Annotated in this window: 31 protein-coding genes; 7 read left to right on the forward strand and 24 right to left on the reverse strand. The window is 31.9% G+C overall.

Annotated features, from left to right (window positions below):
• Positions 1-306 (forward strand): transposase (locus BMX53_RS13985; RefSeq protein ID WP_244154517.1); only part of this gene is annotated, 306 nt, incomplete at its 5' end.
• A 108-nt stretch (positions 307-414) separates the two neighbouring features.
• Here BMX53_RS13985 and BMX53_RS13990 read toward each other — a convergent pair.
• From BMX53_RS13990 to BMX53_RS14025, 8 genes are all read right to left on the reverse strand, one after another.
• Positions 415-567 (reverse strand): DUF4295 domain-containing protein, encoded by a 153-nt coding sequence (locus BMX53_RS13990; protein ID WP_010250750.1) that lies wholly within the window; start codon positions 565-567, stop codon positions 415-417.
• A gap of 9 nt (positions 568-576) precedes the next feature.
• Complete coding sequence (gene rpmG, locus BMX53_RS13995) at positions 577-759, reverse strand: 50S ribosomal protein L33 (RefSeq protein ID WP_006260303.1); 183 nt, start codon at positions 757-759, stop codon at positions 577-579.
• A 26-nt stretch (positions 760-785) separates the two neighbouring features.
• Positions 786-1,022 (reverse strand): 50S ribosomal protein L28, encoded by a 237-nt coding sequence (gene rpmB / locus BMX53_RS14000; RefSeq protein WP_038986280.1) that lies wholly within the window; start codon positions 1,020-1,022, stop codon positions 786-788.
• Positions 1,023-1,103: 81 nt separating this feature from the next.
• Positions 1,104-2,348 (reverse strand): CinA family nicotinamide mononucleotide deamidase-related protein, encoded by a 1,245-nt coding sequence (locus BMX53_RS14005; protein ID WP_074747031.1) that lies wholly within the window; start codon positions 2,346-2,348, stop codon positions 1,104-1,106.
• Positions 2,349-2,357: 9 nt separating this feature from the next.
• A complete protein-coding gene (locus tag BMX53_RS14010) occupies positions 2,358-2,702 on the reverse strand; it encodes a histidine kinase (protein WP_074747033.1) in 345 nt (114 codons plus the stop codon).
• 4 nt (positions 2,703-2,706) lie between these two features.
• The gene (locus BMX53_RS14015) at positions 2,707-3,318 is read right to left on the reverse strand and encodes a fumarylacetoacetate hydrolase family protein (RefSeq protein WP_074747035.1); all 612 of its coding nucleotides are present in this window, start codon (positions 3,316-3,318) and stop codon (positions 2,707-2,709) included.
• Between the two features lie 11 nt (positions 3,319-3,329).
• A complete protein-coding gene (locus BMX53_RS14020) occupies positions 3,330-4,103 on the reverse strand; it encodes a 3'-5' exonuclease (RefSeq protein ID WP_038986285.1) in 774 nt (257 codons plus the stop codon).
• 210 nt (positions 4,104-4,313) lie between these two features.
• Positions 4,314-5,345 carry a cytochrome-c peroxidase gene (locus BMX53_RS14025; protein WP_074747037.1) on the reverse strand — a complete coding sequence of 344 codons (1,032 nt, stop codon included), beginning with the start codon at positions 5,343-5,345 and terminating at the stop codon, positions 4,314-4,316.
• 231 nt (positions 5,346-5,576) lie between these two features.
• On the opposite strand from BMX53_RS14025, the gene BMX53_RS14030 reads away from it, so the two are divergent.
• Positions 5,577-6,026, forward strand: a complete 450-nt coding sequence (locus BMX53_RS14030) for a hypothetical protein (RefSeq protein ID WP_074747039.1) — start codon at positions 5,577-5,579, stop codon at positions 6,024-6,026.
• A 76-nt stretch (positions 6,027-6,102) separates the two neighbouring features.
• Here the strand turns inward: BMX53_RS14030 and BMX53_RS14035 are convergent, their stop codons facing one another.
• The 6 genes from BMX53_RS14035 to BMX53_RS14060 form a co-directional block, all read right to left on the reverse strand.
• Positions 6,103-6,540 carry an acyl-CoA thioesterase gene (locus BMX53_RS14035; protein ID WP_143061429.1) on the reverse strand — a complete coding sequence of 146 codons (438 nt, stop codon included), beginning with the start codon at positions 6,538-6,540 and terminating at the stop codon, positions 6,103-6,105.
• 64 nt (positions 6,541-6,604) lie between these two features.
• A complete protein-coding gene (locus BMX53_RS14040; protein WP_074747041.1) occupies positions 6,605-7,618 on the reverse strand; it encodes a DUF4421 family protein in 1,014 nt (337 codons plus the stop codon).
• Between the two features lie 91 nt (positions 7,619-7,709).
• Positions 7,710-8,114 (reverse strand): hypothetical protein, encoded by a 405-nt coding sequence (locus tag BMX53_RS14045; RefSeq protein ID WP_038988148.1) that lies wholly within the window; start codon positions 8,112-8,114, stop codon positions 7,710-7,712.
• A 479-nt stretch (positions 8,115-8,593) separates the two neighbouring features.
• Entirely contained in the window at positions 8,594-9,385 is a 792-nt protein-coding gene (locus tag BMX53_RS14050; protein ID WP_074747043.1) for a DNA alkylation repair protein, read from the reverse strand.
• Positions 9,386-9,439: 54 nt separating this feature from the next.
• Positions 9,440-10,066, reverse strand: coding sequence for an RNA-binding protein (locus tag BMX53_RS14055; RefSeq protein ID WP_074747045.1), 627 nt, complete (start codon positions 10,064-10,066; stop codon positions 9,440-9,442).
• 46 nt (positions 10,067-10,112) lie between these two features.
• A complete protein-coding gene (locus BMX53_RS14060; RefSeq protein ID WP_074747047.1) occupies positions 10,113-10,751 on the reverse strand; it encodes a peroxiredoxin-like family protein in 639 nt (212 codons plus the stop codon).
• 91 nt (positions 10,752-10,842) lie between these two features.
• Between BMX53_RS14060 and BMX53_RS14065 the strand changes: the two genes are divergently transcribed.
• A complete protein-coding gene (locus BMX53_RS14065; RefSeq protein ID WP_074747049.1) occupies positions 10,843-11,181 on the forward strand; it encodes a winged helix-turn-helix transcriptional regulator in 339 nt (112 codons plus the stop codon).
• Positions 11,182-11,213: 32 nt separating this feature from the next.
• Here the strand turns inward: BMX53_RS14065 and BMX53_RS14070 are convergent, their stop codons facing one another.
• The gene (locus BMX53_RS14070) at positions 11,214-11,801 is read right to left on the reverse strand and encodes a VOC family protein (RefSeq protein ID WP_244154518.1); all 588 of its coding nucleotides are present in this window, start codon (positions 11,799-11,801) and stop codon (positions 11,214-11,216) included.
• Positions 11,802-11,974: 173 nt separating this feature from the next.
• Positions 11,975-12,880: a DUF6304 family protein gene (locus BMX53_RS19290; protein ID WP_244154519.1), complete on the reverse strand. Its 906-nt coding sequence runs from the start codon at positions 12,878-12,880 to the stop codon at positions 11,975-11,977.
• Between the two features lie 106 nt (positions 12,881-12,986).
• Between BMX53_RS19290 and BMX53_RS14080 the strand changes: the two genes are divergently transcribed.
• A complete protein-coding gene (locus BMX53_RS14080; RefSeq protein WP_074747051.1) occupies positions 12,987-14,246 on the forward strand; it encodes a retropepsin-like aspartic protease in 1,260 nt (419 codons plus the stop codon).
• Between the two features lie 37 nt (positions 14,247-14,283).
• On the opposite strand, the gene BMX53_RS14085 is transcribed toward BMX53_RS14080, so the two are convergent.
• The 3 genes from BMX53_RS14085 to BMX53_RS14095 all read right to left on the reverse strand — a co-directional run bounded on the left by BMX53_RS14085 (position 14,284) and on the right by BMX53_RS14095 (position 16,211).
• Positions 14,284-14,670, reverse strand: coding sequence for a VOC family protein (locus tag BMX53_RS14085; RefSeq protein WP_074747053.1), 387 nt, complete (start codon positions 14,668-14,670; stop codon positions 14,284-14,286).
• A gap of 91 nt (positions 14,671-14,761) precedes the next feature.
• Entirely contained in the window at positions 14,762-15,394 is a 633-nt protein-coding gene (locus tag BMX53_RS14090; RefSeq protein ID WP_074747055.1) for an ATP-binding cassette domain-containing protein, read from the reverse strand.
• Entirely contained in the window at positions 15,381-16,211 is an 831-nt protein-coding gene (locus tag BMX53_RS14095; protein WP_244154520.1) for a hypothetical protein, read from the reverse strand. Before BMX53_RS14095 ends, BMX53_RS14090 begins: the two co-directional genes overlap by 14 nt.
• A 167-nt stretch (positions 16,212-16,378) precedes the next feature.
• On the opposite strand from BMX53_RS14095, the gene BMX53_RS14100 reads away from it, so the two are divergent.
• The 3 genes from BMX53_RS14100 to BMX53_RS14110 all read left to right on the forward strand — a co-directional run bounded on the left by BMX53_RS14100 (position 16,379) and on the right by BMX53_RS14110 (position 18,716).
• Positions 16,379-16,951, forward strand: a complete 573-nt coding sequence (locus BMX53_RS14100; protein WP_038988136.1) for a Crp/Fnr family transcriptional regulator — start codon at positions 16,379-16,381, stop codon at positions 16,949-16,951.
• 78 nt (positions 16,952-17,029) lie between these two features.
• Entirely contained in the window at positions 17,030-17,854 is an 825-nt protein-coding gene (locus tag BMX53_RS14105) for an alpha/beta hydrolase (RefSeq protein ID WP_074747062.1), read from the forward strand.
• Positions 17,841-18,716: an EamA family transporter gene (locus BMX53_RS14110; RefSeq protein ID WP_074747066.1), complete on the forward strand. Its 876-nt coding sequence runs from the start codon at positions 17,841-17,843 to the stop codon at positions 18,714-18,716. Before BMX53_RS14105 ends, BMX53_RS14110 begins: the two co-directional genes overlap by 14 nt.
• Before the next feature lie 140 nt (positions 18,717-18,856).
• On the opposite strand, the gene BMX53_RS14115 is transcribed toward BMX53_RS14110, so the two are convergent.
• From BMX53_RS14115 to BMX53_RS14135, 5 genes are all read right to left on the reverse strand, one after another.
• Positions 18,857-19,393, reverse strand: a complete 537-nt coding sequence (locus BMX53_RS14115) for a hypothetical protein (RefSeq protein ID WP_074747068.1) — start codon at positions 19,391-19,393, stop codon at positions 18,857-18,859.
• Positions 19,394-19,453: 60 nt separating this feature from the next.
• Positions 19,454-20,281, reverse strand: a complete 828-nt coding sequence (locus BMX53_RS14120; protein ID WP_074747070.1) for a tetratricopeptide repeat protein — start codon at positions 20,279-20,281, stop codon at positions 19,454-19,456.
• A gap of 47 nt (positions 20,282-20,328) precedes the next feature.
• Positions 20,329-20,568 carry a hypothetical protein gene (locus tag BMX53_RS14125; RefSeq protein ID WP_074747072.1) on the reverse strand — a complete coding sequence of 80 codons (240 nt, stop codon included), beginning with the start codon at positions 20,566-20,568 and terminating at the stop codon, positions 20,329-20,331.
• A gap of 134 nt (positions 20,569-20,702) precedes the next feature.
• Complete coding sequence (locus BMX53_RS14130; protein ID WP_074747073.1) at positions 20,703-22,178, reverse strand: Fic family protein; 1,476 nt, start codon at positions 22,176-22,178, stop codon at positions 20,703-20,705.
• A gap of 348 nt (positions 22,179-22,526) precedes the next feature.
• Positions 22,527-25,688: a DEAD/DEAH box helicase gene (locus tag BMX53_RS14135; RefSeq protein ID WP_074747075.1), complete on the reverse strand. Its 3,162-nt coding sequence runs from the start codon at positions 25,686-25,688 to the stop codon at positions 22,527-22,529.
• Between the last annotated feature and the right edge of the window lie 150 nt (positions 25,689-25,838).

The following is a 25,838-nucleotide window of genomic DNA, read 5'->3' on the forward strand; positions in this document are numbered from 1 at the left end:
AAACAAGCATATTTACTAGCTAATAATCTCAGAAACATATATAATTTAAAAATAGATAAAGAAATAGCGATGACTAAGCTTGCCCATTGGTTCAATGACATTGAAAAGACTTCAATCAAATACTTTAATACGGTTTTAAAGACTTTTAATGTACATTATAACGAAATCATTAATTACTTTAATAATAGAAGTACTAATGCTTCTGCTGAATCATTTAATGCGAAAATTAAATACTTCCGTATGATGTATAGAGGGGTTAGAGATAAGAAGTTTTTTCTTTTTAGATTAACTAAACTTTTTGCTTAGTCCCCAACTTTTGCAACTGATCCGTTAATACTAAATCACCCTAATTTTAATAAACAAAAAAAGCTGTCTAATTAAGACAGCTTTTCAAGATCTTTTATAATGGTAAAATTACTTCTTGTTTAAGAAATCATCCACAAAATCAGGAGCCATAACAGACTCAACAAATGTGTAAGCTCCAGTTTTAGGAGATTTAACCATTTTGATTGCTTTAGTCAACTTTTTAGAAGAAGTTCTTAAAGTTGCTACGGTTTTCTTTGCCATGACTAATAATTATTTAATTTCTTTGTGAACTGTTACTTTCTTCATGATAGGATTGAATTTTTTGATCTCCAATCTATCAGGTGTGTTTTTCTTATTCTTAGTCGTGATGTATCTTGAAGTTCCTGGTAAACCAGATGCTTTGTGTTCAGTACATTCTAAGATTACTTGAATTCTGTTCCCTTTCTTTGCCATCGTATTCTATTTTTTAATGGTACGAATTATTTTACTAATCCTTTTGCTTTTGCATCTTTCAATACAGCAACAATACCTTTTTTGTTAATTGTTTTTAATGCAGACGTTGATAATTTCAATGTTACCCATCTGTCTTCTTCAGCAATGTAGAAACGTTTTTTAACTAAGTTCACAGAAAACTTTCTCTTAGTTTTATTCATCGCGTGAGAAACGTTGTTTCCAACCATTGCTCTTTTACCAGTAATTTCACAAACTCTTGACATTATTTCTTATCTTTTATTTCAATATTCAAAATCAGGGTGCAAAGTAACGAAAAAGAAAATTATCATACAAATTCTTTTAGGTTATTTTTTTAATATTTCGTTATATATCAATTCTAAACCCTTTGCTATAGCACTATTTACAACCTTTTCTCGAGGTTGACCTAATTGATATTTTTTTGCAAATACTCCATTAGGTGTTGCGATACCTATACACACTATTCCAACTTCTTCATCCGAATCTCCTTTAGAAGGTCCAGCGTTTCCTGTAGTAGAAATTGCATAATCGCTTTTAAACTTTAATCGTGCTTGGGTAGCCATTTCTATAGCTACTTCTTCACTGACTACAGTATGCTTATAAATTGTATCTAAGTTCACTCCTAACATATCTACTTTACTCTCGGTAGCATAACATACTATTCCTCCTTTAAAGTAGCTAGATGAACCAGGCATAGTATTGAACATCACTGCTAAACGTCCACCTGTACAACTTTCTGCAAAAGAAATAGTTTTATTTCTAATTTGCAACTCTTTTATAATAATTTCAGGAAAGTCGATATCCTCGTAAGCTCTAATATACTTTCTTGCAGATTCAGGAATTCTATCAATCTGCATTTCAATACTTTGTAATAAATAATCTTGATTAGCACCTCTACTTGACAAACGTAATCTTACTTTTCCTGGACTAGGTAAGTAAGCTAATTTTATCTCTGAAGGTAAATTATTTTCCCAATCTTCTAAATATTCAGCCAATAAACTCTCCCCTATTCCATAAGTTATAATTGTTTTATGGATATTAAAAACACCTTTAAAGTGTTCTTTTATATATGGTACTAACTGTTCTTGAAATATTGTTTTCATTTCAAATGGAACACCAGGAAAAGAAACAAATACTGTATTCTCTTTCTGCATTAACATTCCTGGAGCAGTCCCTACACTATTAAATAATACAGTAGAAGTAGATGGTACTAAACCTTGTTGTTTATTAATTTCAGATATTGGTTTCTTAAAATAGTTTTCTAATAGTACAGTCACATGAGCTAAGACTTCTTCATTCATCACTAAATGATCATCAAAAAAATCACAGAAAACCTTCTTAGTCACATCATCTTTAGTGGGGCCTAACCCTCCTGTCATTATAACTAAATCCACAGTCCCTACTTGTGAGGCCATAGCTTGTTCTATAGATATTTTTTTATCTGAAATTGTTTTAATTTCAACAACTTCAAATCCTAGAGCATCGAGTTCTTTTGCCAAATACGTAGAATTAGTATCTACAATCTGTCCAATAAGAATCTCATCCCCTATAGTGATTATACTTGCTCTCATTCTTTACTCTTATAAACTAAAATCTTTCTTTATCTCTTTTCGAGCACACTTAACACGCTCCTTAAATATTTTGAAAGTTTCTTTTATAGCTTTAGTTTTTCCTTTTTCTTTAGCCCATTTATCTATTAAAGAAGCATCTTCTATTGCTTGTTCCATTCCTAAGAACTCTAAAGAAGGCATTAGTTGATTAGTACTTTCTGCTACACTAGCATAATCCTTGTCATTAATTCCTTTCTTTATCTGTTTTAACCAATCTTTTGATTCATCTACAAAAACAACTAAACCAGCTTTTACTACTGCCTGATCATCATTATATGTAACCAATATTGGTCCTAAGTCGTAGTGAAGTGCCATACTCTTATTTTACATTTAAACGGAACAACTTTTTACCTGCTAACACTCCTTCTAATATATCTCCATCATTAACTTTTCCAACTCCTTTAGGAGTTCCTGTAAAAATTAAATCTCCTTTTTTCAAAGTAAAATATTTAGAAACCTCAGCAATAGTTTCATCTATATTCCAAATCATTTGGGAAGTACTAGCTTCTTGAACAGTATTACCATTTTGTATTAATGAGAATGTAGTATCATATAAATTAACTAATTCTTTCTTATCTATAAACTCACCTAACATAGCTGACCCATCAAAAGCTTTTGCTTTCTCCCAAGGCAATCCTTTTTCTTTTAGCTTACTTTGCATGTCTCTAGCTGTAAAATCAATACCTACTGTTACCTCATCGTAATACTTATGTGCAAACTTAGGCTCAATATACTTTCCTACTTTAGTGATTTTTACAACAACTTCAATTTCATAATGAATATCATTAGAGAATTCAGGAATTGCAAAAGGGCATTCTCTGCCTAATAAAGCAGAATCAGGTTTTATAAATAATACAGGTTCTGAAGGTCTTTCATTATTTAACTCCTCAATATGCTCTACATAATTTCTTCCAATACAAACTATCTTCATAAAGATACTTATTACAACTTATTATTTAATTTTCTCAATTTTAACCCTGTCAATACTTTTTTAGTGTATAGAGGAAAATCTGCATTCTGAATCCAACCATAATAACCTGGTTCATTCTCCAACACCTCATCAACTAAAGCTCCTTTATGCTTACCAAAGGTAAAAATCTCTTTCCCTTCTTCATTTAGAGCGATAAAACCAGCAAAGTCAACACTTTTTTTACGAGTAGTAAACTCAGATAATGATTTCATATCATTATCTAAATCTTCGTATCGATCTAACTGTGCTTTTAAAATTTCATAAGTCGCATTTGTATCTGCAGAAGCAGAGTGAGCGTTTTCTAAAGTTTCATTACAATAGAATCTATAAGCAGCACTTAATGTACGTTCTTCTTTTTTGTGAAATATAGTTTGAATATCAACAGAGACACGATTTCCCATCTCAAAATCTACTCCAGCTCTTAATAGCTCTTCTGCTAATAAAGGAATATCAAATCGATCTGAATTAAATCCAGCCAAGTCAGAATCTTTAATCATATTATAAACTAATGGTGCCAATTCTTTAAACGTTGGCTCATTAGCTACTTTTTCATCAGTAATACCATGTATTGCAGTAGACTGAGCAGGAATAGGTCGCTCCGGATTTACTAACCAAGTCTTACTTTCTTTATTTCCATTAGGAAATACTTTTAATATTGATATTTCTACTATTCTGTCTCTTGCTACGTCTATACCAGTCGTTTCTAAATCGAAGAAACAGATTGGTCTATGTAATTTCAACTCCATTATTCTATTTTTATTTAAATACAAATATAACAAATGTAAACTTTAGCAAATTAAAATCCGTTACTAACTTTTTTATCATTGCCATCTGCTAATTATAAATTTTCTTCTATATCCTCTCTAAGATAATAACTTTTACCATAAAAAAGTAAAGGCTATCCCAATTTAGGACAGCCTTTGCTAAAACAATTAAAATAACATATCTAACTTAACTTATGACTCGAAAGGTGATTTCTTAACTTCTGTCGCTATATCACTAGATAAACTACCTAAGAAAACAGTTATATCATCTATTTGTTCTTGACTAAGTTTTACATTAGTCTGTAAACTAGCCATTATACGTACCGCTTCTTTCAAATCTTTAACTGATCCATCGTGAAAATAAGGTCCTGTATGCTCTATATTTCTCAAACCAGGTACTTTAAACATATATTTTTCAGCATCTTTTTTGCTCAAATCAGCTAATCCATTATCAACTTTACTAGATTTAGTCTCTTGCCAATAATCTCCATATACACCAAATTTTTGGAACATCTGTCCTCCTAAAGCTACACCATTATGACAAGTAATACACCCTACTGAGATAAATGTCTCTAATCCTTTTTGTTCTTGAGCTGATAATGCCTTTACATCTCCATCCAAAAACTTATCAAATCTACTCTCTGGCATTAAAGTACGTTCAAAGGCACCTATTGCATTCGTTATATTCTTAAATGTGATAGGTTGTTTATCTTCCTTATATACTACAGCAAATTTCTCCTTGTACATATCTATCTTACGAAGTTTATTTTCTAATTCCTTCTCATCTTTAATATTGTGTTCTACAGGGTTTAAGATAGGTCCCCCAGCCTGCTCTTCTACATCCTTAGCTCTACCATCCCAAAACTGCATACTGTGTAAGGCAGCGTGAAATACTGTAGGGGAATTACGCCCCCCTAAAGAACCATCATCTCCTGGAGAGAAAGCTAAATTATCTACTCCATAAGTATTCAAATTGTGACAAGAATTACAGCTTATATTCCCATCTTTAGAAAGGCGTGTATCAAAATATAGATACTTCCCTAAAGCTACCTTATCAGGATCTAAGTCACTATTCTCTACGGATGATAGTGGTTGAAAATAAGCCGAAGCCTTAGTTAGTAATTCTGACTTCACTTCTTCTTTTCCTTCAGGGTTATTTGTTTGATCTTTTTTACAACTTACAAACGTCAATAAAACAGTAAGTAAAACAACTTGCTTTTTCATAACTAATACTACTTTGATTTATAGTATCAAGGTACCCACTATAATAATCACATAATATGACATATGTCACTTTAATTTATCACATCTTATTTTATCACTTTATCAAACTAATACTTACAAAATAAACATATACTCAACAAAAACTTTCAAAATAAACACATTGCTTAAATTTCATTTTGTTTTATTGAATATTTATTCTATTTTGGCTACAACCAACAACGATTAAACACTATGAAAGCAATTTACTCACTCCTATTGTCACTAGCTTTAGCTACACTTATTGTTAGCTGTCAGACCACAGAGACTATTGTATCTTCTCCCTACAAACTTGAAAAGAAGAAGTCTATAGTTTACTCTGCTAAGACCTTTATGTTTAAAAATTATTATTTCACCTACCAAGACGGAGAAGCTACTTTGGTATATCAACAAGATTCTAAATTAAATCAAGACAGCACTCCTATTTATCTAACTCTTACAGAAAACAAAGAAAATACGAGATACCAAGAATTTATAGATAAAAGCAAACAAATAACAGTCAAAATAATAAGTGACCACGAAGTTAGGTTACAGTTAGATAGAGCCAGATATACACTATACACCTCTAATCACCTTAAAGAAGTAAATGCTGACACACACCGTATCTTAGCAAATAGCTCTATTTGGAAAAACGACAGATACTAACTATCTAAATTATTTTCTAAAACAAGAACTTACTATAAAAGAAGAAGCTACTTATTTTCATAAGTAGCTTCTTCTTTTATAACTCTGGCTCGTAAGACGTAATCTCTTCTCTCATCCATGAAGGCAATTCTATAGTCTTCTTTTCTTTCATATCTATCATTACCTGTATACTTGTTCCGATAGCATGTAAGATTAACTCCCTATTCTCTCCTTCACTTACTATAGCATATTCAATCTCAAAACTTTTGCTGCCCATTTTTGAAATCCTCACACCAATTCTAGGGTGTTTGACATCCAATTTTATTTCTTTAATATAATTACAAGAAATATTTGCAATTACAAACATATGCTTAAACCAATCCCAAGTCTTACTAGCCTGGTTCATATAATATCCTCTTCCTATCTGAAAATAATCGATATACATAACATTATTTACGTGCCCTAAAGCATCCATATCACTCCATCTAATTTCTAAAGGATGGTAAAATCTAAAACTATTACTATTAAACTCCATATTGTGTTATCTATATTTTTGAAACGTCAAGATAAGAAAAACATCCTAAACCTAAAGTTTTTCACTATTCTATATCAGAAACTAACTCATTATTCTTCTTTCCAAATATAGCTTCTTTCCAATCATAATCCTTTTGCAAAAAAGGAATCTCTTTTTTTAGTTTAAAACGTTTAATTACTGTAAAGCTAAATGTACTAGTTAATAAACTAGATTGATAAGTTTCCTTAAAGTTTAAGTACAGTCCATTAGAAAGTGTAGAAGCACTCACAATCCAATTCTCTCCAATATATCCAATAGAAAATCGACCTATTACTGAAGGGTTAACAATAAAAACAGTTTTACGAGTCAGTAAATTCTCTTCTACAGCCCCATTAACTCCAAGTGTAATAGCCCCAGCTACTAAGACCTTCTTAAATGGTACCCAATTATAACCGTATCCTATATTAGGCCCAAAGTGATACGTTTTTTTGTCATAGTCATCAATAGCATCCGAAGCTACAGGAATATTACGTAGAGAAGAATAAAACACACCTCCCCCTAATAATAATGATCCTGCCGATTTGAACTGAGTCTTATTAAAATCATAGGCAGCTCCTAACGAATACTTTTCACTATTCCACACATACTGAAACAAACCTCCGTACATATGTATTTTAAAATCTGGAAATATATTGTCATCGCTAGGAATGTTCTCTTTAGTATCATTTGTATAACTATAAAAACCTTTATTGCGTTTATAGTATAAATCAATCAAAAATTTATCACCATAATAATGATATTGAAAATCAGTAGCTTTTGTTTTTCCTTTCTCTTTGTCACGCATAAAAGAAAAACCATAACTAAAACTTAAAGAAGAACTTCTCCATAAAAAACCTAAACCAATACTAGTTGGTTTATTAGACTGATAAGTTTGTTTATTTTTTCCATCCTCTAACGTATAATCTAATGCTAATATATCTTTTCCAAACGCTATTTTAACGCCATAAGGTTGCTTGTGCTCTTTTACATATAGTGAATCTACCTGAGCAAATCCAAGCACTGAACAAAAAACAAACACAATGATTAAAAAGTTCCTCACACAATCTTATTTATTCTTTCACAAAACAATATTAATAAAAAAACCTCCAGTACAATACTGAAGGTTAGTTTTATTATATACTAATATTTTTTTAGTTCATATCATAATAGTCATAAGTATGATATTCATCAAATGCAACCTCTTCGTCACATTCTAGTGCTGAATAATGCTTCTCGCCTGCATCAAACAAAACAATGTTTAAACGTTTAAATAATAAACCTAACATTTCTTTTTGTCCTTGCGCATCCAACTCTAGGGTCATATTCACAATGTGTTCTTTACCTTGTGTGCTTTTTTCATTATCCACACATACTAAAGTTACTTTAAAGTCTTCGATACCTGTTAAAGATATTCCTACTACTTTAAATCTTTTTTGGTCAACATCAAAGTACTCCCCAATACTACTGATATAATTTCCTTTTTTAGCTGCAATAACATCCGAGATGTCTGCTGCAATACTTCCTGTGAAGTCATTGAATTGTACTTCTGCTTTCATAAACAACAAAATTAATTTTTCTTTTCACTGATAAAGATACTAAAACATTAGCTCTCACAACATTGAATAGACTTTTTTAAAACCTTACATATCTCAACAATATTTTAAAAGATAATAATCAAATATTTACATAAAAAAATAAACAAAACATATTTATAATATAAAATAAACATATTTTACTTACTTTTTTAATATTTAAAAATCTACTTAAAAAACACAACTACACATTTTTATCAATCCATCAAAAAATAAACAATAATTATATATTAATTAAAGCTAACAAATAATTTACAAGATAATTTATTAATATTCATTACCTAACTAACAACATCACAATCCTATACCCTTAAAATAAGTTAACAAATAAGTAAAAAACAACATTAATAATATACATTTCATCAACATCATAAATTGCGAAAATTCTAACAAACAGCATATTATGATATAATTAGAACAAAAAAGCATTATTAAACAATATTTTAGATACTACGTTTTGCTTTACTAATAATATATTTTGTGTCTTTATTCATTCCCTTACTTTCCCATTTCGAACAAAGATCTAATACAAAATCTGGTCTAGTCTTAGCTGCATCATTTAGCCAATTCCCAACACTATCTTTCACATACTTAGATGTATCCTCATGTAAAGCTTCCAATAAAGGTAGTCCTAATTCAGGGTTTTCTTTAAGCACATCGATATGTTTACACCATACACCTCGTGGACGAGTGGACTCTGTAGCAAACCTACGTACATACTCATTCTCATCTTTTGTCCAAGTCAGTAACATCTTAATACTTTCTTCTAAGCTAGCTGTAATATCTGCTCTAACAGCCATCCAACAAATCTCCCTTACACCAAAATGACTGTCTGCAGCGAAGTATTTAATACCATCCAATTTCTCTTTTATAGTAAGAGAGTCATTATATCCTATAAAGTAAGTAGCCCAACAACGCACTAAGTCGCTCTTATGCTGCTTTAATATTTCAAATAATTCATTATCCTCTTTTTCTTTAGCCAAATGGTATAATGTATATCCTATACTCTGGTTAATAGTATTAACTGTAGGTTTCTTTAACCCATCTACAGCATCTAACACTACTTGCAAATAAGCAGTTCTATTGATAGCTGCTAAGACATTGTGTACTAGCAATCGTTGATCAATTGCTAACCATTCTGTCAAATTCACACTAGACAACTTTCCTTTGTTTAACAACTCTAAAACCTCATCAGGGATATCCTTTATTGCTCTAGCACCTTTTCTATTTTCCATATCTGACCCATTTAAAAAAAATAAAGCTCATCAGAGCTTTACTTACATTAACCTTTAAGGTATTAATTTTTTCACTTCTTCTAATATATCTTTCTCTACTGTTCGCACATAGTCTTCTGCAAAGGGAGCACCACAGTCTAAATTACTCATGATAGCAAACAATTTACCATCGAGAAAGTAATTACAGTCTTTAGTATACTCACTTTCTTCTTTATTGAATTCTTTACTATTAGGATTGGCATTGTATACTAAACCTTGATTGATAACTAACACTAACTTCCCGTCACTAAGATAATATACATCTAATGACTGTTGTTCTGTATCGTATTTTCTAACCACAATTTTATCTACCTGCAATTCTTTATTGTAATAAAGCTTGGTAATACCCGTTCCTTTTTCTGTTGTAAAATCAATTGTCGAAACTTGAGACCAAGCACTAAAACTATTAATGCGATTAAATACTTCTATGTTTTCTTTAGCTACTGTTTGATTATACTCTCCAACTAATAAATCTTCCTCATTAGTCAAAACATTCAATAGATCTTCAGTAGATTCTTCTTCCACAACACTAATATCTTTCACTGCCTCTACATCATCAGACTTATCAGCTAATTCTTTTTTACAAGAACTCATTGTAACCACAGCAGATAAGATAGCTATAGATAAAAATAACTTATTCATATACTAATTTTATTTCATTCGAAAATAAGAAAATTAGCAGTAATTCTTATGATAATTTTGCTATTACCTCTTTTAAATCTAAACGATTTCCATAGTTAACATCCATATATCTATAGGTAATACTTCCGTTTTCATCTAACAGATATACAGCAGGAAGCGCTAACTCTGCTTTTTCTGTATCATTTATAGCTCTTATATCTATCCCCAATGCTTCATAGTGAGGTTGTACAAAATCTTGTAACTCAAAATCAATACCTAAAGACTTACTTAATTTAAGTTCTTTATCCTGAGCAATAGTGAATGGCATTCCCATATCTACTTTCCATTGTTTTATTGCTTCTATATTCATAGGAGATATCACCATTACCTCTACATTCATTACCTTTAATTCTTCATGATAAGCTAATAAATGTGCCATCTCTACATTACAGAACGGGCACCAACTTCCTCTTACAAAACTTACCAACACTCGTTTACCCTGAAACAAATCTAACACAGAAATTTCTCTTCCATCTTCAGATAGCACAGCTACTCCTGAGAATTGCATCCCTTCTTCAGAAGTTTTACCAAATTCTTTTGTTTGCAAATCAGCTATAGATTGACCAAATGCATTTAATGTTTCAGTAGGTACTTGCAATTGCATACCTACACTGATTGCTTCTAATTCTTGTTTTATATCTTTCATTTTAAAGTCTTATTTTTGCAAAGGTGATAATCCATTTATTACTGTACAATACCGCATATATTTCTCCCATAGGGATAAAAAAGTCACTTTTATGAATACCAAGACACCAGCTATAGAAAAAAAAGTTTGTCCACTTGAATTTGCCGTAAATGCAATCAGTGGAAAGTGGAAAGTACCTATTGTTTGGCAAATCAACCAAGGGCATAGAAGGCCAAGTGAAATGCTAAAAGGAATAATGAAAGTGGATAGACGTGTCCTTAATCAACAATTAAAAGAACTAGAACAAGATAATATCTTGTATAAAATAAGTTATAATGAACTACCTCCTAGAGTAGAGTATTACCTCACTCCATTAGGAGAGCAATTAGTCGAAGTATTATGGAAATTAAATGCTTGGGGCGAAACACTATTAAATGAAAAAAGAGACTAAGTATAGTCTCTTTTTTCATTCTTTCTAATATTTTATTTTAACTCCTCACTTAATAACGATACCACTAATTCATTAGATTCTATCATTATCTCAGCTGGTGTAAATTGAGCAGCAATGCTTGTAGGATACCAATTTCTATTTGGAGTCACCATGATCAATAATCCATGATCATCTCCTAAAGCTAAAAACTGCTCTGTAGGTTCATTTTTCTCAAAATAACTTAAGCCATAATCAGCAATCAGTTTTTCTGCTTGTACCATTGGTTGTTCAGTAACAACACCCATTTCACTAATATTGATTATTTGTGATGGAGAGAAGTCACCTTGTACATTTACCTGTATATCTTCACGAGCAATAAACTCAAGAATATTTCCATTGTTATCCGTAAAGTAAATCGACTTGGCTTTCCATGTCTCGAAAGTAGTCACAAGATTACCTTCTACATTCTCTATTAGGCTTAAGTGTGCCTTAGCCCAGACTAATGCATTCTCTATTTGATTAGAAGAGATATTAAATGCATAATGGTAGATCTCTACATTAACATCAGTTTGTTTGAAAGTCAGGATAGACTGCCCTACCTGTAGAGTAAAACTCTCTTCTAGCGATTCTATAATTGGCAACTGTAAATACTTCAGTATAGAATTGTTTACTTACTTCTAGATTGTTTGTCTGTATATTTATGCTTAGTATATTCATCTTTTTCTCTATTGGTTATTACAAATATCATCTTAATTAATACTATATACACCTATATTAACCAATCATTTCTCTATAGTTCTATTGTATTTGTTTATTACTCAAAACATTCTTCTACATTCCACAACACCTCACAATCACAATATCCACCATGTTCTCTCAACCATTCTATAACTTCTTCTTTATTTGTCACCTTCATATCATCTAGAATACTCTCAGTTAATGTATTTGTATGATTACATCCTTGTTCTTCTAAACATCCATCTAATTCATCAAACAAGTGAATAAACTGCTCTCTACTCATTGGCAAACTCTCTTCGAACTTCCTTTGTTGCTCTAATTGCCATTGTTTTTTAAGTTCCTTCTTGCGTTGTTTTTCGTCCATCCTTTTTTTATCTATATGCTCCTCCATTTCCTCTACACATAAACTGTCATATTCACATTTACCGTTTGCTAATTTATACTTTTGCTTAATATTCCTAAAACACATCATTGTCCCAAAAGAGCTATTCCCATATATACTATAATCTCCATACAGACATCCATAGCAATTCACAAAAGAATACCCCTTAGGCAATTGTTTCATTAATTGATCAAAAACTATTTCTACAAAACCACTTTTCCCAATAAGTATTTCCCCATTCCATCGTAACGTGATACTTACCTCTTCATACTCTATACCTTTGCTTTGTTTGTTATATCCCCCATGTTTAAAGCACATCTCTAATTCTATTGCCTCTTTTATACCTTCTGAAGTCAATAGATATTGAGGTACCTTAAATTCAAATTGACAATCTGTCAAACAATTATCAGCGTGAGCATCCAACGTAATCAATGTATTATCTATCATTACTTCTGCCAACTCCTCTTCATAACTCAAATCTGTAAACTCTGTTCCTTTAAACACCAGTCCTGCTATTTCTACATTTAGCTCCTTACCATCACTGTGTATTTCTATAGATGTATTTCTTCCTTTATGTGTATATAATCCTTTATAAATCATAATCTAATAATCTACACCAAAGCTACAATAAAAACAATAAATTACTTAAATCAAGTACCTACTCTTACCAAAAAATGACTTACTATTGTAATAAAATCAAATCGTTATGAAAAAGTCGTTATTATTTTTAAGTACTTTAGTCAGTACCTCACTAGTTGCTCAAGTTAAGCTAAATACAGAGCTAAACACCTTAGCTCAAAATCATCAGTATACTCAGTTATTTGAAAAGAATAAAACAAATAAAGCAACAGACAAATACTATTTTGACGCATTGTACTACAGTTGCCTTAATCAACCTAAGCAGTCTAATGATCTACTAAAACAACTAGCAGTTAAAGACAAAGAGTTTTTAAAAAATGTAGAATACTGGAAACTAGTTAATGAGAACAGTGTAAGGACATTTGACTTTAATCAAGCATATAAAGCATCTAAATACTTAGTTGACAATTTTAAAAATGAGCTTACTGATACAGAGTATGAAGATGAACAGAATAACCTACGCATCTGGAATGCTATCAAAAGTAAACCTGTACAGCGTATACAACCTTTTACCTCAATTATTCTCCCTGTTCAAAAAGACTTTGCCAATCTTACGAATGTAGATGTTACAGCGAATAACATTACTACAAATTTTGTCTTTGACACTGGTGCTGGTCTTAATTGTATTACTGCATCACTAGCTAAGCAAATGGGGTTTCAGATTATAGAATCAGAAACGATCAAAGCTAAAAGTTTTACAGGAGCTAATAATGAAATTAAAATAGCTATAGCACCTAAACTAACACTAGGAGAACTAATAGTTGAGAACACTATTTTCTTAGTATTTCCAGACAATGCCTTTACTTTTGCAGAAGGGTTATACATCATCAATGGTATTATAGGTTTTCCTGTAGCTAAAGAACTAGGTACAATAACATTCGAGACAGATAAACTTACTTTCTCTAAAAACATACCTAGTACTAAAGAACCTAAGAACTTATTCTTCGAATCCCTACGTCCAATCGTAATGTTAGAATATAGAGGTAAAAACCTTCCCTTTAACTTAGATACCGGAGCTCAAAACAGTATGTTTAGCAAACCGTTATTTGATTTATTTTCAAAAGACATTACCGCTAAAGCTACTAAGACAACCAATACTACAAGTAGTGCTGGAGCACAACAAAAAACAATAGAATTATACCAACTAGAAAATCAAACATTCAAACTAAACAATCAATCTCTTAATCTACCTAAAATGCTAATTGATTCCGAGAATGTAGATGTTTACGGTGCTTATAACTATGGTAATATAGGTCAGGATATCTTATCTCAGTATAAGAAAGTAATAATCAGCTTTGAACACAACTACCTCAAGCTTGAACAATAAACAATGAAGGCGCTTTATAAAGTGCCTTCTTGTGTTTTTACATCGCAGTACATAACTCTATAAGGAAGTCATTATTATCTAAAACGTATCCTACTGTCTGTCCCCAAGGTTTGATCTTTTGTTCCTCATAGATCTTTCCTCCAGCTTGTACTACCTGTTCTATTGCTTTCGTTACATCCTCCACCACAAATCCTAACTCTATTCCAAAAGGTTTTTCATTATTTACTTGTTGATACCCTTTTGACAAATTACTTGTTGCTAAATCTAGATGAGCAAATGCTATTGTAGTCTCACCTGAAATTAATTCTCCATAATCTTCTTCAGGTGTTACGAACTTTCTCATAAACCCAAATGCCTCTTCATAAAACTTCACTGTAGCCTCTACATTTGGCACATACATTATTGTATAACTATATTTTATCATTGTATTATCCTCTTAATTATTAATCGTAAATATATCTTTAAAAGCTACTTTAAAGCCTATAGACTCTGCTTAATATTTTAGCAAAATTTGCTTACTTAAAGAACTCCTCTTCTATCTTATCAAATTCTTCTTTTAGATACCTTTTTACTTCCTGATTTTTCACCATAAAAATCCCATCACAGTGTTTATACAAGACATCTATAATATGAGATGAAATTAATACTATACTATGTTTAGCTAACTGTTCTAAATACTTCATCAGATAATAATTAGATTCAATATCTAATCCATTAAAAGGTTCATCTAGAATATACATATCATACTCTTTTTGCAAAACAGCATTGAGATATACCTTCTTCTTCATTCCTGTAGAAAACTCTTTAATTAGTTTATCAGTAGGTAACTCAAAAAGCAAAGTATCAGAACTTTCTTTGTCTCCAGTCAAATGATTATAAAATCTATAAAACTCTTTAGAGGTAAGTTCATCATACACTGCTGGTTCAGCACTACACCAAGCGGTTGTCTGCATATTTACACTCTTTCCATTTAACCAACTTTTTCCTATATAATTCTCTAGTCCTAAAATACATTTAAACAACGTTGTTTTGCCCTGCCCGTTCTTTCCTATTACTCCATAAATACCAGGTGTATCTATTTCTAACAGTACATTTTTTAAGACAATATGATTTCCATATCCCTTTTGTTCTATATTAACTTTCAACATTTTTAACCTGATTTAATTGACGAATTGCTCTATTATAAAGAAAAGGCAAGCTTAACAATGGTATTCCAAATCCTATGAAACAACTTGCTATGAATAATTGTTGTTTTAATTCACTTTCAAAGAAAGCATATTTTACTATCGTATTCCCTATAGGTAATCCTAGAATTAAACACGCCCAGAAAACATAACTCCAATCAAAAACCAATACACACATCAATACAACAAGAGGCAACAATAAAACCAGCGTATTCAATACCTCATGTTTTATTTGCTGTTGTAAATATTCTTTCGCATTTAGATAACTTACTTTTAGCTCTACATCACGCTCTCTTTCACAAGAAGGTAAACAAGCAATTATTCCCAATATAACAAAGCTAGCAACTACTAACCCGCCATTGTTGTGTTGATATCCCATTACACAAAATAAAAATACAACAGGAAGAACTCCTATTAATTTACACTTTCTAAAACTAATAAGCCAAAAAGGTGTTGCTAAAGAAAATGGGTATTTTATAATGAAGGCTCTTCTCTTCTTAGGAATAAAAGATAACAAGAAATAGCCTATTAAAACAGATAAGGAACCAATGTAATCTCCTTTTAAAATCAAAACTATTAAAAAAGGTAAGCTATAAAATAAATACTCAAACCAAATTAAGAATCTATAATATTTATAAACACGTAGTAGCTCAATATCATTTCTACTGGTATGATACATAACAGCATCTATAAAAAAGAAATAAAAGAAGCCTTGAATCTGTTCATAATGAACATAACTAATAATTGCAGTACCAATATACAGTCCACTAATTAAAAGCATTGCTAAATAATCTCCTTTAGAGACAAACTTCCTAAATCGTATTTGTATTAAGTAACTCAGTAGAGATAACATTCTTTCTATTTAATAGTACTACAAGATAGGCAATTATCTTTTTGATTGATCTCCAAAATCAGTAATTTGCATTATCATAAACTACCTATTCTAAAATGCAAGACTTCTTACAACAAATCAACTCATACTACCCTGTTTCAGAAGAGACACAACAAGCCTTGCTCCAAATTTGTAAGACAGTACATTACTCTAAGAATGAATTAATACTCCGCGCTGGTGATCTAGCTAAGTATTATTACTTTGTACAAAAAGGTTTACTAGGATATTACAATCTTGACGAAGCTGGAAACACCATCTACAAGATATTTTTTGAAGAACAATCGTTTGTAGCTTCTACCTCAGCCATCATTGAGAACAAGCCAAGCGATTTCAGTATTATAGCCTTAGAAGACACTACTCTGATCAGTTATCCTGCCAAAGAGTTCAGAGCATTAGTTCATCAATATCACGATTTAGCACTCTTCCAGATTAGTTACCTAGAACAAAACTGGGTGGTTAAAAAAGAACCTCTTGAAATCAACCTAAAATGGGAATCTGCTAAGCAACGATACATCAAACTAGTAGAGAACCAAAAGCTATATAATCGACTAAAACAACATCAGATAGCTTCATATCTAGGTGTTACTCCTACACAACTTAGTCGTATTCGCAAAGAACTAAACTTTTAATAAAACATCAACATATGTAAATGTTTTTCATCTTTTTCACCACCACCTTTGTAGTGTTAATTCAAAAAATAAGAAAAGATGAAAACAACAATTCTATCCGTTATAACTCTCTTAGTTAGTTCAATCACACTATATGCTCAACAGTTAAAGTCAGAGAAAGTATATAGCTCTAAAATGAACAAAGAGATTGAAACTGTTATAATCACTCCAACGTTAGAACAAGGGAAGACCTACAAAAGTGTCTATATCTTACACGGATATAGCGGAAATCCCACACGTACTTATCAACAGGACATTCTTAATCTAAAACAAAAAGCAGTCGAAAACAATACTATCTATATCCTTGCTAATGGTAACTATAACAGTTGGTATGTAGATAGTCCTATCAAAGCTGATTCCCAATATCAAACTTTCATTGGTGAAGAACTAGTAAGCTACATCGATTCACATTACCCTACTATAAAAGACAAAAACAGCAGAGGTATACTGGGTTGGAGTATGGGCGGTTATGGAGCGATCCACATTGGCACACATTATCCTAAGACATTTTCTATAATCGGTAGTAGCTGTGGAGCATTAGATTTTAATCAATTTGGAACAGCATATAATGAATATCAAGTTGATCAAGTATTAGGTAATTTCTCTAAACTAAACAAACAATATCTTACCTATAACACAATAGATATCTTCAAAACATCTAAACAAATGCTTATCCTTGATTGTGGTACAGAAGATGACCAAATGATTGAGATGAACAGAAAGTTTCACAACTCACTTACTGAGCGTCGTATCCCACATCTTTACTTAGAATCTCTAGGAGATCACACTCCTGCTTACTGGAGCAAATCCCTAAGTCATCAACTAAGCCTATTTGAAAACTATTTTAACTATGGCCAATTATAAATCAGTTATATATGTAGTTCTTGGAGCTATCAGCTATGGTCTTCTTGCTACTATAGTCAAATATGCAAATGAATTAGGTGTACATACCAGCACCTTGACATTCTTACAATTCTTTATTGGCTTTTTAATTCTCACAGTTCTTCAATTCACAAGAAGAGTGAACACAAAAGAAAAGACTACAACAACAGCCAAATCTAGAATTAAATTAACCTTATGGGGAAGCACACTAGGCCTCACTACAACATTATATTACTTATCTATTCAATATATCCCTGTATCCGTTGGAATCATACTCTTGATGCAATCGATATGGATAAGTTTAGTACTAGAAGCTATAGTCAATAAACAACTTCCTAGTAAAAGTAAAATACTTGGAGTAATCACAGTATTAGTAGGAACTGTCTTGGCAACTAATCTCATCCAGGCTGATATTGTTCTAAACCCTATAGGTTTGTTATACGGTTTTGGAGCAGGTGTTAGTTATGCTTTTTCTCTATATGCATCAAGTAGAATAGAGACACAACTCCCAAGTATATTGAGAAGTCGCTATTTAGTACTTGGTGGCCTATTATTGATATGCTTATTCTGGAATCGTCAAATTATAGATACCTTCCAGGTACAAGCCATTCCATGGGGACTACTAATAGCATTATTCGGAACAGTTATCGCACCTATATTCTTTACTATGGGAATCCCAAAAACAGGAGTAGCACTTGGTAATATTATCGCAAGTTTAGAAATACCTGTATCTATAACCTCAGCGGTACTCATCTTACACGAATCTGTAGAACCTATACAATGGATCGGTGTAAGTATTATTCTATTAGCCGTTATTATTATCAATCTAAAAACAGCTAAATAAAAAAGTCGAAGCAATGCTTCGACTTTTTCTATTATTTTATTTTTCACTCGCTGCGCAAAGTCTCCTGACTTTGAGTAGCAATAAGTACTTAATGCCGAAGGCAAACACTGTTAACTGTTAACTGAAAACCGTAAACAATTTTATCCCTCAAAATCTCCACAGTCATGTACTGTGAACGTCTCTAACTTACTTTTTAATGTATAGAATCCAGCAGTTCTGAAATGTTCTTTATCAATCTCTTGCCCTTTTACAGTCAGTTGATACATCGGATAATCGTCTATTCTCTCGAATACAAACTCGTTTAGAGGAGTGTGTACTGTAATCGTTTTACCCTTCTCTTCTACTTTAGTTATCTTATATGAGATTTGCGTCTGTACATCACATGCATTCATTAAGTTGATCATTTCTCCATCCACTATAATCTCTGCCACATCACACGCATAGCAAGTACCTCCAAAGTCAATACCATACTTATCTGTAAGCTTCTTAGCCCCTTCATCAGCAATCTCCATTGGCACAAGCATCTCGCTCAGCAGTTGATTTACCTTCTCACTATTAGGAAGATCTGCAACCTTCTCTACAGTTGCTTTCTCGTCATCTTTTACAGATGCAGTATTATTCTCTTTACAGCTCATCATCACAGCTGCTAGACACATAAGCATCAACGCTTTTTTCATATCCTATTCATTTTAGGCAAATGTAGAAATTATTACCACTTACAATATCCCTAAAAACAACTAATTTTTTCGTACTTGATAAGGGTAAGGCTCATAGATAGCATTCGCTTCATTAATAGAGTATCCCATTTTTTGATACTTATCAAATTCAACAAGCGACTGTCTGGCAGCTTCTATATCTTTCATTTTATACTGAGTAATTCCCTTGTAATAATAAGCATCAGAGAATTCTTTATACTCTGCTATTGCTTTGTCAAAATAAGCTATTGCTTCTTGATATCGCTTCTGTTCAAAACAAACAATACCTAAATAAAATAAATCTACGTGATGTATATCCTGAAAAACTTCTTTTTGTTTATCCACTGCTCTCAAAAAATATTGCTCTGCTTTATCAAACTCGTTTAGCTGTAAATAAGAAAGTCCAATATAAAAAGTATAAGTATGATCCATCTCATAACTATCTCCCCATCGCGTTAAGCATTCTTCAAAGTCAATAATTGCAGCTTTATAATTCTTCGAGAACACACATTTTATAAAAGCCCTATAAGGTAAATAACGTCTTACATCATATTGTACTGCTTTATCTACATACTCCATCCCCACTTCATACTTTCTGCTTTTAAAATAAGGCATTGCTTTTTGTTGCCATAGATAAGCGATAGTACTGTCCTGTTCTAACCCCTTATCCAAAGCTTCTTGCCATTTATCTAAATCAGCTTCATAACTATACTTATGTGCATCGTTTACAGCATACTTTTCAATAATGCTATCTTGTTTTACCTGTTGTTCTTTTGTAAGTACTCTTTCTTTTACAACATCTTGTCCTTTAATAACCTGCTGACAGCTTACAAACAACAATACATACAGTATATACACATACCTTTTCATCTAATATTGATTAAAATAGTTTATCTAAAATAATCATTTATAATCAACTAACCTTCTTTATTCATCAAATCAATTTTATATAGTATTAGATCAATAGCCTCATTTCTCCAGATAATATCTCCATACTCTACTATAGCTTCTCTATCTATATAAATCCCTTTTGGGTTGCTCCAACACAGCCACGCGATCATCTCATCCCTTGTCCAAGTAGACAATTCTTCTGTTATCTCTATAGGTGACATACTACAGATTCTATAATTAGGATGTAAATTAATTTCTATATTCATAACTAAACGATTTATAATTAACTCATTTATTCACAAACAAATAGTATTCCAAATTTATCCTCACCTACACTTTCACAAACAAAAAAGCACTGTCTTACAACAGTGCTTCCCTTTATTTTAGTGCTATTAACAGACTATAAATTATTAATTTCTTTGACAATACTTTCACAAGTATAATCACTAATAGCCTTAATATCTGTAGCTTCTAATTGTTGATCGTACTCTTTTTCGAATACTGTACCATTACCTAATTCTATTACATAAGTTAACTCAGTAAATGAATATGCTAACTCGACTTGAATAGCTTCAGCTCCTTCGATCAATTTGAACCCATCTAAACTATAGTTAGCTTGAACTCCTTCTACACCATCCCAAACAATACTAGGATTCTCTAAATCGATTATATTAGATACTTCCTCTTCTTCAAGTACTGTTTCCTCTTCTGTTTTAATCTCTTCTTCAGTAGCTTCTATTTGCTCCTCTTCTTCAGAGACAACTTCTTCTTCTCCCTGTTCTGTTATAGCATCTCCTTCCTCTGTTTCTGTCTCCTCAGATACTAATTCCTCTTCTATACTCTCTACTAGCTCTTCCTCTGCAATACCCAGGGTATAAACACCTTTGATATCGTCAAATAAATCTCCAAAGCTCTCTTTTACATTTTGCTCTACCTCTTTAAATAAAGGTTGAATAGAGTGTGCAAATACTTTCTCTAACCATTCAGCAGATTTCACTTTACTCTGTTCCTCCTCTCTTGCTTTTAACTGGCGTTTAAGCATCTCAATTTGGTTGTAAAACTTATCTGATTCTTCTATTGATTTACCCTCTTGTATATCCACTACCATTTGTTGAGAACGAAGAATCTGTTGACCAATCAATCCAAACAAATCATCCTTAGCTCCTTCATAATACAATACGTCTGCGATATACTGGTTATATGCTTTGTTCTCTTTATCTGTAATCCAGAAAGGAGTATACACAAAAGCAATTAATATCTGATTACTCAACATACGAGCAACAATACCATTCCCTTTCTCAAAAGGGCTAATCTTTAAAAAGTCAATATGAAAGTTTAATGCCACATCTATAGGGTGTGGAGCATACTTCTTCCCTTTTAGAATATAATCTATAGCAGCATTCGTACGGTTGATCAACTCCTTCATCTCTGCCTTTACTTCAGCCACACCTACATAAGGATATTTATCCTCCTTATAGGTAATCATCGCATTCGGCATTTGTTTCCACTGTCCTAAAGTCAGCTTTTTCTCAACACTCTCTTCATACATCAGTTTAGCGTGAAGTTCCTTGATATACTTCTCTGACAAGTGTACCTCTACTAGAGCACCACCCAGCATATCTCTTAACACCTCATCATGTTGTTTGATCTCCATCAAATCCTTCAGAGGTTTATTATCCACATTCACTATCCCACCGATCATACTGCGTACCTCCTCTTTAGTCAGCGTATTTCCCTCTGTACTATTAGAAAAGTAGTTACACTCTAATCTATATTTTTGAGATAACTTCACGAATTGCTCGCTATTTAGTCCACCGCGAGCCTCTACCTCTTGCTGTAAGTTATCTATATTTATTTTTACTTCTGTATAAGTCATCTTAACTAGTATTTTAAAAAACTACAGATAGCCCACTGTCAATTATCTCAACTCCTATCTGTAACCTAACTATCTCTATTTCTATTTACATAAGATATCAATAGTCAAAATAGACTCTAGGTTCTTCCCATCACCCGCTGTACCTCCTATCCTCTATTCCTTTTCGGCAGGCGAAGGTAATAATTATCCCTCATTCGAAAAAACATACATCACATACAATTCAGATATTATAACAACAAAATAACAGTATACAGCTTATTGAAGAATATGTTATCCTCTCACACCTCATAAAAAGACAAAAGGATGCCTAGTAAAGCATCCTTCTTGTTGGTGTTATTTTTTATCATTTTATCCCACTCTCATCTTTAATGTTTCCTTCCACATATAACTTGGAATAGGTTCTTCTAATTTCCATGTAATAGACATTGGTTTAGAACCATAATGTTTTACATAGTCTGCATAACCTAAAAACACATAGCCTTGGGTTTGTTTATATTCGTTTTTCTGTGTCTCTCTCACAAATAGAGCTACCTTCTTCCCATTGCCTTTTTGATTAATATAAGACACTCCCTTAGTTGTATTCTCTCCTGTACCATTTTGTGATTGCCAATGAAATAACACTTCATTAATCGCATAATCATCATACATTGTAGTAGGAGAAAAGTCCTCTTCAGTCTTCTTTAAATTAATAAATAAAAGTTCTGTATTCAACTCTTCACTATAGGCAACCCCCTCTTGACTGGAAAACTGTTTCTCAAAAGTAGTTATACCATAGGCTACCAAAATCTGTTCCCTTGTATAGCGTGCATGTAACCTTAATGGCAAAGTGTATGGTAATCCCTCATATTTTTTCTCCTCAAAATTCAACAACTCTATCTTATACTCTAAAAACTCTTTCATCTCCTCTACCAAAATAACATTACTACCTATCATATATAAAGACTTTTGTAATGTTAATAAAGAAGTCGCTTTCTGCCAATAATCGTAGTGTAACATTAAAGCAAGTAATCCTTTTTCTTCCTTATCTCCTGACACTTTACTCAAATCGAACTTTACTTCTATTAAATCCAGTATAAATTTAAAGTATGAATATGATTCTGTGACTACCCATTTTTTAGTCATCATTGATCTATGCCTTTTTAACTCATCATTATCAAACTGATAATTAAGACCAAATGCCTCTTCTTTTAATTCTGAAAAAATATATTTATTATATAAAACCGAAAGATCTATATTATACAGTTTACAGAAATTCTGTACTGTTAATGGTTGTTCTGTATCATTAGCAAACCTTTGAATACGTTGAACAAGATTCTTTTTTCGATAATTAGTTGCCTGTTTAATGTTATTAAGAATATACTCTTTAGCTTGTTTTTCTAATACTATAGCGCAGCCTAATGGTAAATGAGGGAAGTCTCTTTCTAATTCATGTAATACAGTTGTATTCGTTTTTCCAATTAATGCCCTAAACTTCTGTTCAAAATCATATTCAGAACTTGCATTCCCTACAAAATCTAACACAGTCAACACTTCTTTTCCATCATTTAGTCGTAAACCACGTCCTAACTGTTGTAAAAATATTGTCAAACTTTCGGTTGGTCTCAAAAACAAAACAGTATCTATCTCAGGTACATCAATTCCTTCATTAAAAATATCAACTACAAAAAGATAATTAATCTCTTTTCTGCGAAGCTTACTAATTAACTCCTCTCTCCTCACTGATTGATCTGAGGTCAATATATCAGATTTAATATTCTTTGCTTGAAACCTCTGATTCATGTATTCTGCATGTTCTTTACTTGTACAGAATCCCAATGCTGTTACCTCTTCAATTCCTTTGGTGTACTTTTCAATATTGGTAATAATCTCTCCAACTCTGATATCATTATTAGTATAGATCTTAGTTAACTCTGATGTATCATATTTACCTTGTTTCCAAACTACCTCGCTCAGATCAATACTGTCTGATACAGCAAAATACTGAAATGGACACAATAGTTTATTATTTAACGCATCAGGCAAGCGTATTTCAGCAGCTATCCTATGATTAAAATCTTCCAAAATATTACCACCATCCATGCGTTCTGGAGTAGCTGTTAGTCCTAATAAAACTTTACTTTTAAAGTAACTTAATACCTTCTGATATGTACTTGCTTTAGCATGATGAACCTCATCAAAAACAATATAATCATAATAATCTACAGCTGTACCTTCACCTCTTTGAATACTATTGTACAGCGTCTGTATAGTAGAAAACACATATTTTGTATTCGATACTTCATAGCCATCACCTTGTAACTCTCCAAAATTTTGATCTCTTAATACCTGTCTAAATTTAGTTCTTGCTTGTTTTAAAATATCTATTCTATGTGCTATAAATAACAATGTAGCATTGGGATGTTCTTTTAGATAGTTTTTAAAATCAAAAGCAGCAATCATAGTCTTTCCAGTCCCTGTCGCTGCAATAACCAGATTTTTATGCGAGTGATGTATTGATCGTTCTACTCTTAATTTCTCTAATATCTCTTTTTGATAATAATAGGGCTTTATATCAAAGAATGACATTAGCTCTTCACTATCTTTCTTTCCAATTTTACTTTGATTTAAAGCAGTTGATATTTTCTCGTAATCTTTAGATACAATATAACTCTCAAACTCTTCACTATTCCAATAGGTCTCAAAAGTCTTCTGAAACTTATTAATAACTTGTGGGATCTCTTGTGTAGTAACTTTTACATTCCACTCTAATCCATCAGTCAAAGCTGATCTCGAAAAGTTAGAAGATCCTATATAAGCAGTATGGAATCCAGTATTTCGATAGAACAAATATGCTTTAGCATGTAATCTTTCGTTTCCAATATTATAAGACACCTTAATCTCTGTATTAGGCAACTTAGCTAATTCCTCTATTGCCTTAGCATCAGTCGCTCCCATATAAGTTGTTGTTAATACACGTAGCTTTCCACCTCTTGCTGTAAAAGTCTCTAATGCAGGACGTAATAATACAATAGCTTTCCATTTAATAAATGAAACTAATAAATCGACTCTGTCAGATGACAATATCTCTTTTTTTAACTCACCATCTAATGACAACCCTAAATTACCACCAGTAAACAAATCACTCTGCGTCAACCTTGAAGTAGGAATTATCTCTTTTAGATAAGTAGATATGTCTTTATAGTCACAGGATAATTTATCTATTACCCCTGTTAAGATATGACCATCTGCATCAATAATATCTGAAGTAAAATCGTATGTATTTATTTCTTGATGTAGATAAGTGAGTAATTTATTAATCACTTCTATTTGATAAGATACTTGCTCTTCTTTCTTTACTCTTTTAATAACATCAAATGCTTTTGATAAAGCATCAGTAAAATGCTTAGCTAAATAGAAAGTAGCCTCTTCTATATCTAATCTTTTATCCTCTATAAAATAATTCGGAGCCAAATCACTTAACCTCTTCTTCAGAGACTCTGTAATTAAACTCTCATATATTCCTGTTTGCATAGACTGTCTATTGTTTTTCCTATAACTACAATCCCTAAAAATATCACTTTTATATATCTGCTCAAACTAAAAAAGTTGAATCACTTATTTTACTTAGTAATCACTCAAAACCTCCTTCACTTTTCATCACCATACCCCAAAAAACACCCA

This window comes from Myroides marinus (assembly GCF_900109075.1).
Lineage (GTDB): Bacteria > Bacteroidota > Bacteroidia > Flavobacteriales > Flavobacteriaceae > Flavobacterium > Flavobacterium marinum_A.